General features: G+C 71.8%; 12 protein-coding genes. 7 read left to right on the top strand and 5 right to left on the bottom strand.

Features of this window, described 5'->3' with window-relative positions; translation table 11 throughout:
- Window positions 1-281 precede the first annotated feature (281 nt).
- From FHX78_RS04855 to dnaK, 3 genes are all read left to right on the top strand, one after another.
- Complete coding sequence (locus FHX78_RS04855; protein ID WP_145866228.1) at window positions 282-710, top strand: OsmC family protein; 429 nt, start codon at window positions 282-284, stop codon at window positions 708-710.
- Between the two features lie 81 nt (window positions 711-791).
- Window positions 792-1535: a glycerophosphodiester phosphodiesterase family protein gene (locus tag FHX78_RS04850; protein ID WP_145866227.1), complete on the top strand. Its 744-nt coding sequence runs from the start codon at window positions 792-794 to the stop codon at window positions 1533-1535.
- Between the two features lie 86 nt (window positions 1536-1621).
- A complete protein-coding gene (gene dnaK, locus FHX78_RS04845) occupies window positions 1622-3502 on the top strand; it encodes a molecular chaperone DnaK (protein ID WP_145866226.1) in 1881 nt (626 codons plus the stop codon).
- A 24-nt stretch (window positions 3503-3526) separates the two neighbouring features.
- Here the strand turns inward: dnaK and FHX78_RS04840 are convergent, their stop codons facing one another.
- A complete protein-coding gene (locus tag FHX78_RS04840) occupies window positions 3527-4390 on the bottom strand; it encodes a helix-turn-helix domain-containing protein (protein ID WP_145866225.1) in 864 nt (287 codons plus the stop codon).
- A gap of 241 nt (window positions 4391-4631) precedes the next feature.
- On the opposite strand from FHX78_RS04840, the gene FHX78_RS04835 reads away from it, so the two are divergent.
- Entirely contained in the window at window positions 4632-5057 is a 426-nt protein-coding gene (locus FHX78_RS04835) for a hypothetical protein (protein ID WP_145866224.1), read from the top strand.
- Here the strand turns inward: FHX78_RS04835 and FHX78_RS04830 are convergent.
- Window positions 5039-5857, bottom strand: a complete 819-nt coding sequence (locus FHX78_RS04830) for a helix-turn-helix domain-containing protein (RefSeq protein WP_145866223.1) — start codon at window positions 5855-5857, stop codon at window positions 5039-5041. The genes FHX78_RS04835 and FHX78_RS04830 overlap by 19 nt on opposite strands.
- Before the next feature lie 129 nt (window positions 5858-5986).
- Between FHX78_RS04830 and FHX78_RS04825 the strand changes: the two genes are divergently transcribed.
- Genes FHX78_RS04825 through FHX78_RS04815 form a run of 3 tightly spaced genes read left to right on the top strand, consistent with a single transcriptional unit; the run spans window position 5987 to window position 8972 of the window.
- On the top strand, window positions 5987-6292 hold the full coding sequence (locus FHX78_RS04825) for a 4a-hydroxytetrahydrobiopterin dehydratase (protein ID WP_145866222.1): 306 nt from the start codon (window positions 5987-5989) through the stop codon (window positions 6290-6292).
- Between the two features lie 5 nt (window positions 6293-6297).
- The gene (locus tag FHX78_RS04820) at window positions 6298-7065 is read left to right on the top strand and encodes a class I SAM-dependent methyltransferase (protein ID WP_145866221.1); all 768 of its coding nucleotides are present in this window, start codon (window positions 6298-6300) and stop codon (window positions 7063-7065) included.
- A 35-nt stretch (window positions 7066-7100) separates the two neighbouring features.
- Window positions 7101-8972 (top strand): rhamnogalacturonan lyase, encoded by a 1872-nt coding sequence (locus tag FHX78_RS04815; RefSeq protein WP_145866220.1) that lies wholly within the window; start codon window positions 7101-7103, stop codon window positions 8970-8972.
- Window positions 8973-8983: 11 nt separating this feature from the next.
- Here the strand turns inward: FHX78_RS04815 and FHX78_RS04810 are convergent, their stop codons facing one another.
- The 3 genes from FHX78_RS04810 to FHX78_RS04800 all read right to left on the bottom strand — a co-directional run bounded on the left by FHX78_RS04810 (window position 8984) and on the right by FHX78_RS04800 (window position 15199).
- Window positions 8984-9196, bottom strand: a complete 213-nt coding sequence (locus tag FHX78_RS04810; protein ID WP_145866219.1) for a hypothetical protein — start codon at window positions 9194-9196, stop codon at window positions 8984-8986.
- A 234-nt stretch (window positions 9197-9430) separates the two neighbouring features.
- On the bottom strand, window positions 9431-12088 hold the full coding sequence (locus FHX78_RS04805) for a cellulose binding domain-containing protein (protein WP_145866218.1): 2658 nt from the start codon (window positions 12086-12088) through the stop codon (window positions 9431-9433).
- Between the two features lie 195 nt (window positions 12089-12283).
- Complete coding sequence (locus FHX78_RS04800; protein WP_145866217.1) at window positions 12284-15199, bottom strand: glycoside hydrolase family 48 protein; 2916 nt, start codon at window positions 15197-15199, stop codon at window positions 12284-12286.
- Window positions 15200-15474 lie beyond the last annotated feature (275 nt).

The raw sequence follows: 15474 nt of genomic DNA, 5'->3' as shown, positions 1-15474 counted from the left end.
CGGGCAGGGTCCATGGACCGGGTCCTGCTCGGCAAGGCGCTCGGCACCATCGCCGCCCGTCCCGGTGAGCACCGACGGCCGGTGCGACGTCCCGCGGGAGCGCCGCGGGCACGCCCACCCGATCCCACCGGGTGCTCGCCTGCCGTTCACCCCGAGGGGGCCCGTCTTCCGGGTGGGGTGAGCCGTGATGTGATCGGATGGGGGCGGGAGTCGGGTGACACCGCCTCCCGGACCGAGCACCGCCGGACACACGGCCGGATTTTTTTTGGAAAGGATGCGTCATGGCAGCCACGCGCTCCGCACACACCGTTTGGGAAGGCAACCTGTTCAAGGGCAGCGGGGTCGTCTCCTTCGACTCCTCCGGCAGCATCGGTGAGCAGCCGGTCACCTGGGCGTCGCGTGCCGAGGAGGCGAACGGGAAGACCAGCCCGGAGGAGCTGATCGCCGCCGCGCACTCCAGCTGCTTCTCGATGGCCCTGTCCAACGGACTCGACAAGGCCGGCACCCCGCCGACCCGTCTGACGACCTCCGCCGACGTCACCTTCGTGCCCGGTGAGGGCATCACCGGCATCCACATCACGGTCGAGGGCACCGTTCCCGGCCTGGACGAGGCCGGCTTCGTCGCCGCGGCCGAGGACGCCAAGGTGAACTGCCCGGTCAGCCAGGCCCTCAAGGGGACGAACATCACCCTGACGGCCAAGCTCGCCTGACCCGCTCGCGGCGTCGCACCACCGCAGGCCGCCCCCTCCCGGGGCGGCCTGCGGCACGTCCCCCTCCGGGAGCAGACCCCCATGACGTCACGCCCCGCCGTCTCCGCCCACCGGGGCGGCTCCGAACGCGCCGCCCCCGCCACCTGGGAGGCCTACGAGGACGCGCTGCGCTCCGGCGCGGAGTACGCCGAGTTGGACGTCCGGCGCACCGCGGACGGCGTCTTCGTCGTCCACCACGACGCCCGGGCGGGGCACACCGGCCCCTTGCTGTCCACGCTCACCCACGCCGAGCTGAACGAGCGCGCCGGACACCCCGTGCCCGTCGTCGAGGACGTGCTGGAGCTGGTCGCCGGGAAGCTCGTCGCGCACCTGGACCTGAAGGAGACCGGCCACGAGCGGGAGCTGATCGACCGCGCGATCGCCCTGCTCGGCGAGGACGGCTTCGTCGCCACCACCCTGGAGGACCGTTCCGTCGCCGCCATCACCGCGGCCCACCCCCGTGTGCGCACCGCCCTGTCCCTCGGCCGCGACGGCAGGGAGATCGGCCGCGGCCGCCTGGTGGCGACCCGGCTCGGCGAACTGCTGCCCATGCGCCGGGTGCGCGCCTGCGGCGCCCACGGGGTCGCCGTGCACCAGCGTCTGGCCCGCGCCACCGTGCTGCGCGAGGCGGCCCGTAACAGACTGTTCACCATGGTGTGGACGGTCAACGAGGACGCGGCGCTGCGCGGCTTCCTCGGCGACCCGCGCGTGGACGTGCTGATCACCGACCGTCCCCGCCGCGCCGTGGAGCTGCGCGACCACCCGGACACGCGGCCTCCTCGTTGACAATCGCCCACTCAACCTATTGACAACAGGGCGCTCAAGTTTTGTGCTGGAACTCCGGAGAGGTGCCCTGGCGGAAGGGGACAGCGATGGGACGTGCCGTCGGAATCGACCTGGGAACCACGAACTCGGTGGTGGCCGTGCTGGAGGGCGGCGAGCCCACCGTCATCGCCAACGCGGAGGGCGCGCGGACCACCCCCTCCGTCGTCGCGTTCGCCAAGAACGGCGAGGTGCTGGTCGGCGAGGTCGCCAAACGGCAGGCCGTGACGAACGTCGACCGCACCGCCCGCTCGGTCAAGCGGCACATGGGCGACGCCCACTGGCGCTTCCCGGACCAGGGCTCCGTCGACGGAACCCGCTACCGGGCGCAGGAACTGTCCGCCCGGGTGCTGCAGAAACTGCGGCGGGACGCCGAGTCCTACCTGGGCGAGGACGTCACCGACGCGGTGATCACCGTGCCGGCGTACTTCGACGACACCCAGCGGCAGGCCACCAAGGAGGCCGGGGAGATCGCCGGCCTGAAGGTGCTGAGGATCATCAACGAACCGACGGCGGCGGCCCTGGCGTACGGCCTGGACAAGGAGAACGACCAGACCGTCCTCGTCTTCGACCTGGGCGGCGGCACCTTCGACGTGTCGCTGCTCGACATCGGCGAGGGCGTCATCGAGGTGAAGGCCACCAACGGCGACACCCACCTCGGCGGCGACGACTGGGACCAGCGCGTCGTCGAGTACCTCGCCAAGCGCTTCAAGGGGCAGTACGGCATCGACCTGGCGCAGGACAGGATGGCGGTGCAGCGGCTGCGGGAGGCCGCCGAGAAGGCGAAGATCGAGCTGTCCTCCTCGTCGGAGACCACCATCAACCTGCCCTACATCACCGCCTCCGCCGAAGGACCCCTGCACCTCGACGAGAAGCTGACCCGCGCCCAGTTCCAGGAGCTCACCGAGGACCTGCTGGAGCGCTGCAAGAAGCCCTTCCACCAGGCCGTCAAGGACGCCGGCGTGCAGCTCTCCGCGATCGACCACGTCATCCTCGTCGGCGGCTCCACCCGGATGCCCGCCGTCACCGACCTGGTCCGCGGGCTCACCGGCAAGGACCCGCACAAGGGCGTCAACCCCGACGAGGTGGTCGCCGTCGGCGCGGCCCTCCAGGCGGGCGTCCTGCGCGGCGACGTCAAGGACGTGCTGCTCCTCGACGTCACCCCGCTGTCCCTGGGCATCGAGACCAAGGGCGGCATCATGACCCGGTTGATCGAGCGCAACACCACGATCCCCACCCGCCGTTCGGAGATCTTCACCACCGCCACCGACAACCAGCCCTCGGTCGGCATCCAGGTCTACCAGGGCGAGCGCGAGATCGCCGCCTACAACAAGAAGCTCGGTGTCTTCGACCTCACCGGCCTGCCCCCGGCCCCGCGCGGCGTCCCGCAGATCGAGGTGGCCTTCGACATCGACGCCAACGGGATCATGCACGTCTCCGCGAAGGACCTCGCCACCGGCCGCGAGCAGAAGATGACCGTCACGGGCGGCTCGGCGCTCCCCAAGGACGACATCGACCGCATGATGCGCGAGGCCGAGCAGTACGCCGAGGAGGACCGCAGGCGCCGGGAGGCCGCCGAGACCCGCAACCAGGCCGAACAACTCGTCTACCAGACCGAGAGGTTCCTGCGGGACAACGGCGACCGCATCCCCGGCGACACCAAGGCCGAGGTCGAGGCGGCCGTCACCGAGGTGAAGCGGCTCCTGGAGCGGGAGGCCACCGACACCGCCGAGCTGCGCGCCGGCGTGGAGAAACTCGCCTCGGTCAGCCAGAAGATGGGCCAGGCGATGTACGCGCAGGCCGGGCAGACGCCCTCCGAGGGCGCCGAACAGCACGGCGCGCCGCAGGACGACGAGGGCGTCGTCGACGCGGAGATCATCGACGACGACAAGGACACCGGTACCGGGGACCGCAAGGACGGCGCGGCCTGACCGGACGGCGGCGCCGTCCGCCGGTCAGTAGTGCTCGCGGAACTCCCGCAGCAGCTTCTCCGTGCGCTGCGCCGAGGCCGCCCGCGCCGTCATGTGGTCCAGGACCTCCAGGTGCGCCGAGACCTCCTTGCGGGAGTCCAGGTACAGGGCACCCGTCAGGTACTCGGTGAACACCATGTCGGGCAGCTCCGGCTCGGCGAACCGGAACAGCGAGAACGGCGCGTACGTCCCCGGGTGCGGACCGTCCGCGAACTCGGCGATCTGCAGCGTGATCCGGTCCCGCGAGGACCACTCCAGCAGCTTGTCCAGCTGGTCGCGCATCACCCGCCCGTCGAGGCTCACCGGACGCCGCAGCACGGTCTCCTCCATCAGCACCCACAGGTGCGGCGGATCGGGGCGCTCCAGCAGGCGCTGGCGCTCCATGCGCAGCGCCACGTGCCGCTCGACCGCCTCGGACCCGATGTTCCCGACCGTCCCGGCCTCCAGGACGGCCCGCGCGTACTCCTCGGTCTGCAGCAGCCCCGGCACGAAGTGCGGCTCGTAGGAGCGGATGATCCGGGCGGCGCCCTCCAGGCTCACGTACAGGCTGAACCAGTCCGGCAGCACGTCGTGGTACCGCTGCCACCAGCCCGGCCGGTTCGCCTCCTCCGCGAGACCCACGAACGCCTCGGCCTCGCTCTCGGGCACCCCGTACGCGGACAGCAGCAGCTGCACGTACGGGATCTTCAGCGCGACCTCGGCGGTCTCCATCCGCCGCACGGTCGCGGGTGCCACCCGCAGGATCCGGGCAGCCTCCTCCCGCGCGAGGCCCGCGGCCTCCCGAAGCTCCTGCAGCCGCCTTCCCAGAACCACCTGGCCCACGGTGGGTGCGGCCCGCCGCTCACTCACGCCACGCCTCCCCAACGCGCCCGGGCATGCGCTCAGTCTGTCATGTTCCACCGACACTCTCACGAGCCGCAGGAAACCGCCCCCGTCCCGCCGCTCCCTCCCCCCCCCATGACCCCGGGGGTAATCGACCGGGTCCCGTCCCCGCGGGATCGTGGACGCACCGGGTCCCGGGCCGGCGCACTCCGGCCCGGGACCCGGCCCAGCAACCGCCACGGACCGTCCCGACGGAAGGTGATCCACCATGTCCGCGATCCAGCTCGCCGCACTCGCCCGGACCGTGCAGCCGCAGCGGATGCTGCGCCGCTTCCTGGCCCTCGACGCCGTGGTGACCGGCGCCAACGCACTCGCCTACCTCGCCCTGTCCGGTCCGCTCGGCCGGTTCCTCGGCACCGGCTCCGGGCTGCTGCTCGGGGTCGGCGCGTTCCTCGCGGTCTACGCGGCCGGCGTCGGCCTGCTGGCCGCCCGCCCGCACCCGCCGGCCACCGGCGTGCGGATCGTCGTCGAGGCCAACCTCGCCTGGACGACGGTGAGTCTGGCCGCCCTCGCGCTGTGGCTGACACCGACCACGGCGGGCGCGGTGTGGACGGTCCTCCAGGCGCTCTCCGTCGCCGGCTTCGCCCTGCTCCAGCACCTGGCCCTGAGACAGCGTCAGCTCAGCCAGGACTGAAGGTACTTGGCCGTCGCCGGGTCCGCCGGGAGCAGCGTCTCCACGGCCAGCTCGGCGACGGTCACGTCCAGCGGCGTGTTGAAGGTGGAGATCGACGAGACGAAGGACAGCCTGCGCCCCTCGTGCTCGATCACCATGGGCAGCGCGAAGTACGCCACCGGCGCGCCCGGTTCCGCCACGGACTCCCCGGTGTCCGGCACCGGATACGCCGCGACCTCCTCGTACAGCGCCCGCAGCGGCTCGGAGCGGCGCAGCGCGATGTGCCGTTCCATCTGCTCCAGCAGATGACCGCGCCACTCCCGCAGGTTCACGATCCGCGGTGCCAGACCCCGCGGGTGCAGGGTGAGCCGCACCGCGTTCAGCGGCGGCTCCAGCAGGGACTCCGGCACCCCCTCGAAGAGCGCCATCACTCCCCGGTTGGCCGCCACGACGTCGTACATGGCGTCCACCACCAGCGCCGGATACGGCTCGAAGCCGCCGATCAGCCGCTCGATGCCCTCCCGCAGCGGCTCCAGCGCGGGATCGTCCAGCGGGGTGTGCGGGAACCGGGGAGCGTAACCGGCCGCCAGCAGCAGCGCGTTGCGCTCCCGCACGGGGACGTCCAGGTGCTCGGCCAGCCGCAGCACCATCTCCTCGCTGGGCCGGGAGCGGCCGGTCTCGACGAAGCTGATGTGCCGGGCGGAGGAGTCGGCGCGCAGGGCCAGCTCCAGCTGGCTGACCCGCCGCTGCTCCCGCCAGGCCCGCAGCAGCGGGCCGACGCCGTCGGCGGTGGACGCGGTACCGGACGGTGCAGTGGTCATGCCAGGACCGTAGTCGAGGGGCGGCCGGACCGGGGAGCGGGGCGCCGGCCGACGGGACCGCGGCCCGCGTCTGTGGCAGCCTGGGAGCGGATCCCGAGCAGAGACCGAACCGGCGAAGGAGCGCAGCCCATGCCCGTCGAACCGCTGTCGCCCAAGGAGATCGAGGACCGGCTGGCCGAGCTGCCGGGCTGGTCGCTCGACGGGGACCGCCTCACCCGCTCCTACCGGCTCGGCTCGCACGTCGCGGCGGCGGCGATGGTCGTCCACATCGCCCAGGTGCAGGAGGAGCTCGACCACCACTCCGACCTCACCCTCGGATACCACACCGTCTCGCTGTCCGTGAACACCCACAGCGCGGGCGGCGCGGTCACCGAGAAGGACTTCGAGCTGGCGCGAAAGGTGGAGGCCCTGGCACCCGGCCACGGTGCACACTGAGGTCCGTGCTGGACTACGAGGAAGAAGCGGAGCGCTACGACACCTCACGCGGCGGTGAACCGCGGGCCCGGGCGGCGGCGGACGCCGTGCTGGACCTGGTGCCGGAACGGGCGCGGGACCTGCTGGACGTGGCCTGCGGCACCGGCATCGTGACCCGGCGGTTCGCCGCCGCCCGCGCCGGTCTGCGCGTGACGGGCGTCGACCTCGCCGCGTCGATGACCCGGATGGCCGCCGCCCGTCTGCCGGGCGCCGTGGTCCGCGCCGACAGCCGTCGGCTGCCCTTCGCCGGGGCCCGGTTCGACGCGGTGGTCAGCGTGTGGCTGCTGCACCTCCTGCCCGGCCCCGAGGAGGTACGGGCGGTGATCGGCGAGTGCGCCCGCGTGCTGCGGCCCGGCGGGGTCTACGTCACCACCGTCCACAAGGGCGCCTCCCACAACGTCGGCAGCGACATCGACGCGATCCTCGCGGCCCGCCCGCCCAGCCCGGTGCCGGACGCCCCCGGGACGGTCGACGCCGCGGCCGCCGCACACGGCCTGGTCCCCGCCGGGCGGGCCCGCTTCGAGGGACAGGGCCGCAGCCCCCGTCGCACCATCGAGGACCTGCGGCGCGGCTGGTTCGTCACCCTGCCGCCCGGCGGCCCGCTCGCGGAGCGCTTCGCCGCCCTGCTGGCCGCACTCCCCGACCAGGACCGGCCCCGCCCCGACCCGGTGTTCAGCCTCCGCGCGTACCGGAAGCCGGAGCACGGCAACCCGGCGGGCGATGGCGGCGACTGAGAGGCGGAACACTTCCGTCCTCCCAGGAGGCCCCCGTGAAGCACCCGCACCGGCACGGCAGACGCCGTGTCCTGCTGCCCGCGGCGCTCGCCGTGGCGGCGCTGGCCGGCGCCGGCCTGACCGCGCTGTCGCCGTCGTCCGCCGAGGCCGCCACCGCCCGCCAGGTCGAGGCCCTCGACCGGGGCGTGGTCAGCGTCCACACCGGCACCGGCAACCTGGTCAGCTGGCGCTGGCTGGGCACCGACCCCGACAACGTCGCCTTCAACGTGTACCGGGCCGGCACCAAGGTCAACTCCGGCCCGGTCACCGGCTCCACCACGTTCTTCCACTCCGGTGCGCCCAGCCACGCCGACTACACCGTCCGCGCGGTGGTGAACGGCGTGGAACAGGGCGACTCCGTGCACGCGATCCAGTTCCGCACCGGCTACAAGGACGTCCCCCTGTCCCCGCCGTCCGGCGGCACCACCCCCGACGGCGTCTCCTACACCTACGAGGCCAACGACGCCTCCGTCGGCGACCTCGACGGCGACGGCGCCCTCGACATCGTCCTGAAGTGGCAGCCCACCAACGCCAAGGACAACTCCCAGTCCGGGTACACCGGCAACACGATCGTCGACGGCGTCAAGCTCGACGGCACCCGGCTGTGGCGCGTCGACCTGGGCCGCAACATCCGCTCCGGCGCCCACTACACGCAGTTCCAGGTGTACGACTACGACGGCGACGGCGAGGCCGAGGTCGCCATGAAGACCGCCGACGGCACCAGGGACGGCACCGGCGCGGTCATCGGCAGTTCCTCCGCCGACCACCGCAACTCCGGCGGGTACGTCCTCTCCGGTCCCGAGTACCTGACCATGTTCCACGGCCGCACCGGCAGGGCCATGGGCACCGTCGACTACGTCCCGGCCCGCGGCACCGTCTCCTCCTGGGGCGACTCCTACGGCAACCGCGTGGACCGCTTCCTAGCCGGCACCGCCTACCTGGACGGCGCCCGCCCCTCCCTGATCATGGCGCGCGGCTACTACACCCGCACGGTCATCGCGGCCTGGGACTGGCGGAACGGCGCCTTCACCCGCCGCTGGACCTTCGACACCAACTCCTCCACCAACAGCGGCAAGGGCTACGACGGCCAGGGCTCCCACAGCCTCTCCGTCGGGGACGTCGACAACGACGGGCGGGACGAGATCGTCTACGGCTCGATGGCCGTCGACGACAACGGCAACGGCCTGTGGACGGCGAAGACCGGCCACGGCGACGCCCAGCACCTCGGCGACCTCGACGCGTCGACCGCGGGCCTGGAGTACTACAAGGTCTCCGAGTCCACCGGCCAGCCCGCCGCGCTGTACCTCAACCCCGCGAACGGCGCGGTCCGCTGGAAGCTCGCCGCCTGCTGCGACAACGGGCGCGGGGTCGCGGCGGACATCTGGTCGGGCAACTCCGGCCCCGAGATGTGGTCCTCCTCCGACGGTTCCGTCCGTGACGAGGGCGGCGGCACCAAGGGCCGCAAGCCGTCCTCCGCCAACTTCGTGTCCTGGTGGGACGGCGACCCGGTCCGCGAACTCCTCGACGGCACCCGCATCGACAAGTACGGCACCTCCGCCGACACCCGTCTGCTGACCGGCTCCGGCGTGGCCTCCAACAACGGCACCAAGGCCACCCCGGTGCTGTCCGGTGACATCCTGGGCGACTGGCGCGAGGAGGTCGTCTGGCGCACCAGCGACAACACGGCCCTGCGCATCTACTCCACCCCCCACGACACCGACCGCAGGATCACCACGCTCCTGCACGACACCCTGTACCGCACGTCCCTGGCCTGGCAGAACACGGCCTACAACCAGCCCCCGCACACCGGCTTTTTCATCGGCGCCGACATGCCGACACCCCCGAGGCCGGCGGTCTTCACGCCCTGAGCGGACCCGGCCTACGGGCAGTTCTCCGAGACCTTCACCACTTCGAAGACCACCGGGTACGCGGTGATCCGCTCGTCGGGTCCCGGCCGGGAGCCGCAGATCCTCCACTCGGCGGGGTCGACCACCGGGCGGCCCCGCCCGCTCGTGTCCTCGAAGACCAGGTCGAGTCCGGAACCCAGCTGCTCGGCCGCGCGCCCCGCGTTGCCGCCGATGACGTCGGGCACGGTGGCGGTGACCGGTGTCGCGTCCGCCGCGGGGCGTGTCTGCGCGCCGTCGGCACCGGTCGCCAGGGCCGCCGGGGTGTCCGGCTCGGGCGACGTTCCGCAGGCGGTGACCGACGCCAGGACCGCGACGGCGAGGGCGGGTCTCAGAAAGCCGATGATGGTCGTGTCCTTCCCAGGGGTCTCACCACTCCGGCCCGCCCGTACCCGGTACGGGCGGGCCGGAGTGCGCTGGCGTCAACTTACCGTGCAGGCCTTCTCACCCAGGCGGAAGGCCGTGGGCGCGGTGTTGGCCGCCGACTTGGCCGCCGTGAAGCCGAAGGCGACCGAGGAGCCCGCCGCCACCGTGCCGTTCCAGTCGGTGTTGCGGGCCGTCACCGTCGCGCCGGACTGGGTGTGGGAGGCGTTCCAGAGTTGGGAGATCCTCTGGCCGTCCGTGAAGGACCAGGCCAGCGACCAGCCGTTCCAGGCGGCCGACCCCGTGTTGGTCAGCCGGACGTCCGCCTGGAAGCCGTCGGACCACTGGTTGGTGACCTTGTACGTCACCGCGCAGGCGCCCGTGGGCTCCGGGTCCGGGCCGGGGCCCGTGCCGCCCCCGGTGTCGGAGGTGTCGCCGTAGACGACACCGCGGCCGTTGGTCGCCACGTAGACACGGCCGTACACCCGCGGGTCACCGGTGATGGCCGCGCCGGTCCAGCCCCACTGGTGGGCGTCGTCGTTGACCCGGGTCCAGCTCGCGCCCCTGTCCGTGGAGCGGAAGATGCCCCGTACGCCGTCGATCTTCGCGCTGGTGAACAGGGTCTGGTACGAGGCACCGGGCGCCGCCTTGCCGAAGCCGACGGCGTCGGCCTCGTCGACGTTCGCCAGTTTCGTGAACGTCGCCCCGGCATCCGTGGAGTGCCACAGGCCGTACGCCCCGTCGCTCGCCCCGCCCGCCAGCCAGACGTCGCCCTTCGCGCCGGGCAGCGCCTTGAAACGCACGCTGTCACCGCCGGGCAGGCCGGTCGCCGAGGAGGCGGTGAAGGTCGCGCCGCCGTCCGTACTGACGTAGAACTTCCCGGACTTGAAGCCGTAGAACGTCTTCGGGTCCACCCGGTCGGACTCGACGACCGCCCCCGCCGGGATGCCGCTCGACGCCGCCCAGGACGTGCCGAAGCCGGTCGTGTGGTGCACGCCGGCGCCCTGCGGGCTCCAGACGAAGCGGCTGCCGTCGGCCGCCGCCGCGACCGTCCCGCCGCCGCTGACCCCCGAGGGGTCCGTGCCCGCGAACCAGTTGGCGCCGTTGTCCGTGGAGAAGGCGATGTGCGGACCGGAGTCCAGGTTGCCGGAGCGGACCACGGTGTCGGGGTTCGACTCCGCGAAGTCCAGGCTGGTCGTGGAGGTGAAGTTCGGCTGGGTGAACATCATCGGCGGCACCTTGGTCAGGTCCGTGTGCCGGAAGCCGCCGACGTCCCCGAGCGCGCTGATCAGCGGCGCGCCCGACGGCGGGGAGACGAGGTCGTTGACGGCCGTCTCCTCCAGGCCCCGCACCATGGGCGTGACGGTGAACTTCGCGCCCGTGTCCCAGTTCGTGAGGTTCTCGCTGCCGTAGATCGTCGCCCCGGTGCCGTACATCATGCGGTCGGAGTCGAAGGGGTCGATCTCCAGCGCCTCGGTCATCCACCCCAGCTTGGGGGTCTGTTCGGGCGGGGAGGGGTTGGCGCCCCAGGTCAGCCACGGCACCGACGACACGTCCATGGTGTAGCGGTTCTCCCGGTTCGGGTAGGACGTGTAGTCCCACGCCTTGGACCAGGTCGCGCCGCTGTCCGTGGAGCGGAAGATCTGGGTGTCCGGCCACCAGGAGCTGTAGGCCGTCGCCATCACCGTGCCCGGGTTCTGCCGGTCCACGGTCAGCCCGCTGAAGCCGTAGTAGGTGTCGGCCTCCGCGACCGGGCTGATGTCGGTCCAGGTGCCGGTCGCCGTCGCGTACCGGTACAGGCGGCCCTTGCCGCCGTCGTAGGGGCCGCCGGTGTCGCTGTAGGCGAGGTACAGGTGACCGTTCTCGGCGTCCAGGACGCCCTTGTGGGCCAGGTGTCCCGTCGGCTGCCCGGCCAGCCGCTGCCAGGTGGCGCCCGCGTCCGTCGACCGGTAGACCGCGTTCTCCTTGTCGGCGACCCCGACGTAGACCGTCTTGGTCGCGCTGCCCGGCGTGCCCGTCGACTCGTCGAAGGTGACCCAGACGATGCCCTGGTTGTCGGACGCGTAGCCGGTGGTGTCGCCCGGGTCCTGCGCGTAGTTCCCGACGTTGGGGAAGTTCGCCACCTGCGACCAGCTCGCCCCCGAGTCGGTCGACCGCCACAGGCCCTTGCCGCTGGGCGCGCCCAGGTAGAGCACGCTGTTGCGGTGCGGGTCGACGGCCAGGCGCTCGCCCATGCCCCGCCCCGGCATGTTGCCGCCCAGCTTGAAGGGCAGCGCGGCCTTCCGCCAGGTCGCGCCGCGGTCCGTGGAACGCAGCACCGCGCCGTTCTTCGGGTCCCAGTCGTTGGTGTACGTGCCGACCGCCGCGTACACCCGGTCGGGGTCGACGGAGTCGGAGGCGAGGCTCACCACCCCGGTGTGCCCCCAGTCGTCCCAGCCCACCGAGTCGAGGAGCGGGGTCCAGGTCTTCGTCGCCTCCTGCCAGCGGTAGGCGCCGCCGATGTCGGTGCGGGCGTAGGCGAGGTCCTTCTCGGTGCGGTTGAAGACGATGCCGGGCACGAAGCCGCCGCCGTCGATGCGCGCGTTCTTCCAGGTGTAGGTGTCGGCGGCCAGGGTCCCGGCCGGTTCCGGGGCGCCGGCGGCCAGGGCGGGCGGGCCGCCCGCCAGCAGACCGGCCGCCAGCGCGAGCACGGCCGTGAGGACACGGGTTCTTCGCACGGTGTGTTCCTTCCTCGTGGGGGAGGGGGAGTGGGGAGCGTGCGAGGGCCGGGCGGCCTCCCGTGTGGGGGTCCCGCCGCCCCGCTCCCGCCCTGAGGCGGACGGGAGAGGGACGGCGGGCCCGGGGGAGGCCGCCCGGCCGCGGGTGGCCCCGGCGTCAGGTGCCGGGGCCGGTACGCGGAGCGTCGGCGGGGGCTATTCGAGAAGCTCCGCGTACGAGCCCATGGCCAGGGCGATGTCGGCCTGGGCCCAGAACCGGTGGTACGTGAACGTCGGCGCGGCGCCGCCCGCGAGATAGCTCTCGATCTTCGACCAGGCCGGGTCGTCCTGGTAGAAGGACCGGATCGACTCGAAGGTCGACGAGGAGTTGATCGCGTCGCCGTTCGGCATGGTGCCGCTCCAGCCGCCCGGCACGTACACCGGGTCGTCGAAGCGGTTGTAGTCGGCGCGGGTCTCCGGGACGGCGATGCCGAGCGCGTCCTGGTTGTTCTCCCACATGCCGTCGAGCAGCGCCTTCGCCGTGGCCGCCGCCTCGGTGTCACCGGAGCGGTCGGCGTAGTACGTCAGCGTCTTGGCGTAGGCCGCGGCCACACCGACGTCGTTGGTGTAGTCGGCGACGGTGACGTGCAGCCCGCTGTTGGCGCCGGGCGACGAGGCGTTCCAGGTGTCCGGCTTGCCCGACCACTGCAGCGTCGACGGGATCCGGAAGGAGCCGTCGGGGTTGACGGTGGTCTCCGACAGCGCCCAGTCGACCCACTTGTCGAGGACCTGCTTGGCGAGCGCGTTGCCGGTCTGCTGGTACAGCTCGGCGACCCGCTCCATCGACCACGCCTGGAAGCCGAACCACTGGTTGGACGGCGGGTCGTGGTAGACCGGCTTCTCGTCGTAGTGCATGCCGTAGAAGGTCGGCGTGCCGGACGGCGGGGTCGTGTAGCGGCCGGCCCAGCTGTTGGTCGCGCCGCCGGCGATGCCGCCCTCGTCGGACTGCAGCCAGCGGTAGAACTCCAGCTGCCGCTGCATCGACTTGGCCCAGTCGCCCGCGCCGGTCGCCGACTTCGGCTTCAGCGGCGCGTACTCGCTCAGCGCGTACGCGGCGAGGGGGTTCTGGTAGCCGCCGTGGGCGTGGCTGGAGCCGATGCGCCAGGCCCAGCCCGCCGAGGTGTCGGTGGCACCGCCCCAGGCGTAGTACCAGGACAGCAGGTAGTGCGAGGCGTCCTTGCCGGTGCCGGCCGGGCAGGACGGGCTGGTGCAGTTGCCGATCTTCTTGAAGTACTTGTCGAACATGGCGTAGCGCAGGTAGTCGCCCATCTTCGCGGCCTTGGTGACGGTCGCGGAGACGTCGGAGCCCTTGCCCTGCTCCTTGGCCCACTTGTCCGCCCAGTAGGCGGCCTGCACGGCGCGCGCGTCGGCGTCCGGGGCGTTGGTGAACTTCCACTGCTTGGCGTAGGACGCGTCCTTGGTGAACAGGTCCAGGTAGCCGTTCTTCCCGCCGTACTTGAAGGCGTCGCAGGTGGGCTGCGGGACGGTCTCCCACACCGACTCCTGCGGGCCGCGCTGGAAGGTGTTGATGTACGACGGCCCGGTGTCCGACGGGCCCGCCTCGCACTTGCCGGGCGAGTTGCCGTAGCCGTAGACGTTGTCGACGTCCTGGATCCAGTGCATGCCGTAGACGTCGTCCGTGCCGTAGGCGGACTTCAGCTCGCCGGCGATCGGGTCGGGGCCGACCGAGACACCCGAGTCGAGCGCGGAGGGGTACTCGTTGGGGGTGTCGTGCTCGGGCGCGTACGTCGCGGGCTTGGAGGCGTTGTAGAAGGAGTTGGTCGGCTGGTCGGCGTGGGTCGGGATCATGAACTTCTCCATGATGTCCCAGGCCCCGTTGAACTTCGACCAGTCACCGGTGACCTTGCCGTACATCGCCTGGAGCCACAGCAGGTAGCTGTACGCCTCCGAGGTGGTCTCGTGACCGTGGTCCGGCGCCTCGACGATCAGCGTCTCGACCGAGTGGTACGGGATGCCCTCGGGGGAGAAGTAGCCGTTCGCCGGGTTGGTGATCTTCCCGTACAGGTCCAGGAAGCGGGCGTCGTACGCCTTCGTCGCCCCCAGCTGCGTCACGGTGACCGCCGCCTTGGCGTGGCCCGGCGCCGAGGACTCGAAGACGGCCGTTCCGGTGCCGGAGGCTCCGGCGGCGATCGTCACCTTCTGGGCGGTGCTCCAGTTCGACGGGGTGAAGGTGAGCGAGCCGCCGGCCGAGACCGACAGCCCCGAGTTGCCGCTCGCGCGGGCCGTCGTGACGGTCACGTTCGCGCTCGGCTGCTTGGACAGCTTCACCTCGAACGTGCCCGACTCGCCCTGCCGGACGCCGAGTTGGGACGGCGTGGCCACCACGGCGGGACCCGAGGCCACCGTGATGCCGACCGGCGTGGAGCTCGCGGAGGCGTTCATGCTGTCGTACGCCTTGGCCACCAGTGAATGACTGCCCACGGTCAAACCGGCGACGGAGAGCGTGAAGGGCGCGCTGCTGTCCGTGCCCAGCAGCTCGGTGTCGTCGTAGAACTCCACCTTGGTGATCGTGGCGTCGTCGGCCGCCGCAGCGGTGGCCGCGAGCGGGACCGTCTCGCCCTGGGTGTAGACGGCGCCGGCCTGGGGGCTGGTCAGCACGGTGATCGGCGGCTGGTGGGCGCCGGTGCAGGTGGTGCCGTTGATCGCGAAGGACGTGGGAGCGGCGTTGCTGCCGCTGTAGGAGAACTGGGCGCCGGTCGTGACGGCGGCGCCGGCGGCGATCCGGGCGTTGTGCCCGGCGTTCTTCACGGTCACGGTCTTCCCGGACTGCGACCAGCCGCCGTTCCAGCCGTTCACGAGCCTCTGGTTACCGGCGTAGTCGTACGTCAGGGTCCAGCCGTCCACGGCCTCCGCACCGCGGTTGGTGAGGGTCAGCTCCGCGGTGAAGCCGGAGCCCCAGTCATTGGTGCGGTAGTCGACGCTGCACTGGACGGCCGCCGCCTGAGCTGGGGTCGAGCCCGACGAGAGCATCGTCAGCGGAAGCGCCAGAGCGGCCGCGGCGGCCGTCAACAGCCGCCGGACGCCGCCGCGTCTCCTGGGTGGGGGATGCATGTGCTGGTTCCTCCTGCGACTCGGTGATGTCAAGCCTTGAACCAGTGGGAGCGCTCCCATAGTGAGGACGGGGTACGGAGCGGTCAAGGCTTGTGCTGAGTCGAAAAGATTCGACGCCCCGACCTGAGGGAAAGTCGGTAACTCCTCTGTTCTTCGCCGTCACTTGGCGCTAGCTTCAAGAGCACCAGTGGGAGCGGTTCCATCAGCCGGCGCGTCCGTCACGACGCGTCCGATCTGCAAGGAGTCGCTCATGCGCCACCCCCCGCGTTCAGTAC

The organism is Streptomyces capillispiralis (genome assembly GCF_007829875.1).
In the GTDB taxonomy this organism is placed as follows: Bacteria; Actinomycetota; Actinomycetes; order Streptomycetales; family Streptomycetaceae; genus Streptomyces; species Streptomyces capillispiralis.
The sequence above is the reverse complement of the archived record's forward strand: the minus strand, read 5'-3'. Positions and strand labels throughout refer to the sequence as shown.

Coding starts and splice junctions, on each gene's coding strand:
- FHX78_RS04855 (WP_145866228.1), top strand. CDS start 282: ATGGCAGCCACGCGCTCCGCACACACCGTTTGGGAAGGCAACCTGTTC.
- FHX78_RS04830 (WP_145866223.1), bottom strand. CDS start 5,857: ATGACCACTGCACCGTCCGGTACCGCGTCCACCGCCGACGGCGTCGGC.
- dnaK (WP_145866226.1), top strand. CDS start 1,622: ATGGGACGTGCCGTCGGAATCGACCTGGGAACCACGAACTCGGTGGTG.
- FHX78_RS04800 (WP_145866217.1), bottom strand. CDS start 15,199: ATGCATCCCCCACCCAGGAGACGCGGCGGCGTCCGGCGGCTGTTGACG.
- FHX78_RS04835 (WP_145866224.1), top strand. CDS start 4,632: ATGTCCGCGATCCAGCTCGCCGCACTCGCCCGGACCGTGCAGCCGCAG.
- FHX78_RS04825 (WP_145866222.1), top strand. CDS start 5,987: ATGCCCGTCGAACCGCTGTCGCCCAAGGAGATCGAGGACCGGCTGGCC.
- FHX78_RS04850 (WP_145866227.1), top strand. CDS start 792: ATGACGTCACGCCCCGCCGTCTCCGCCCACCGGGGCGGCTCCGAACGC.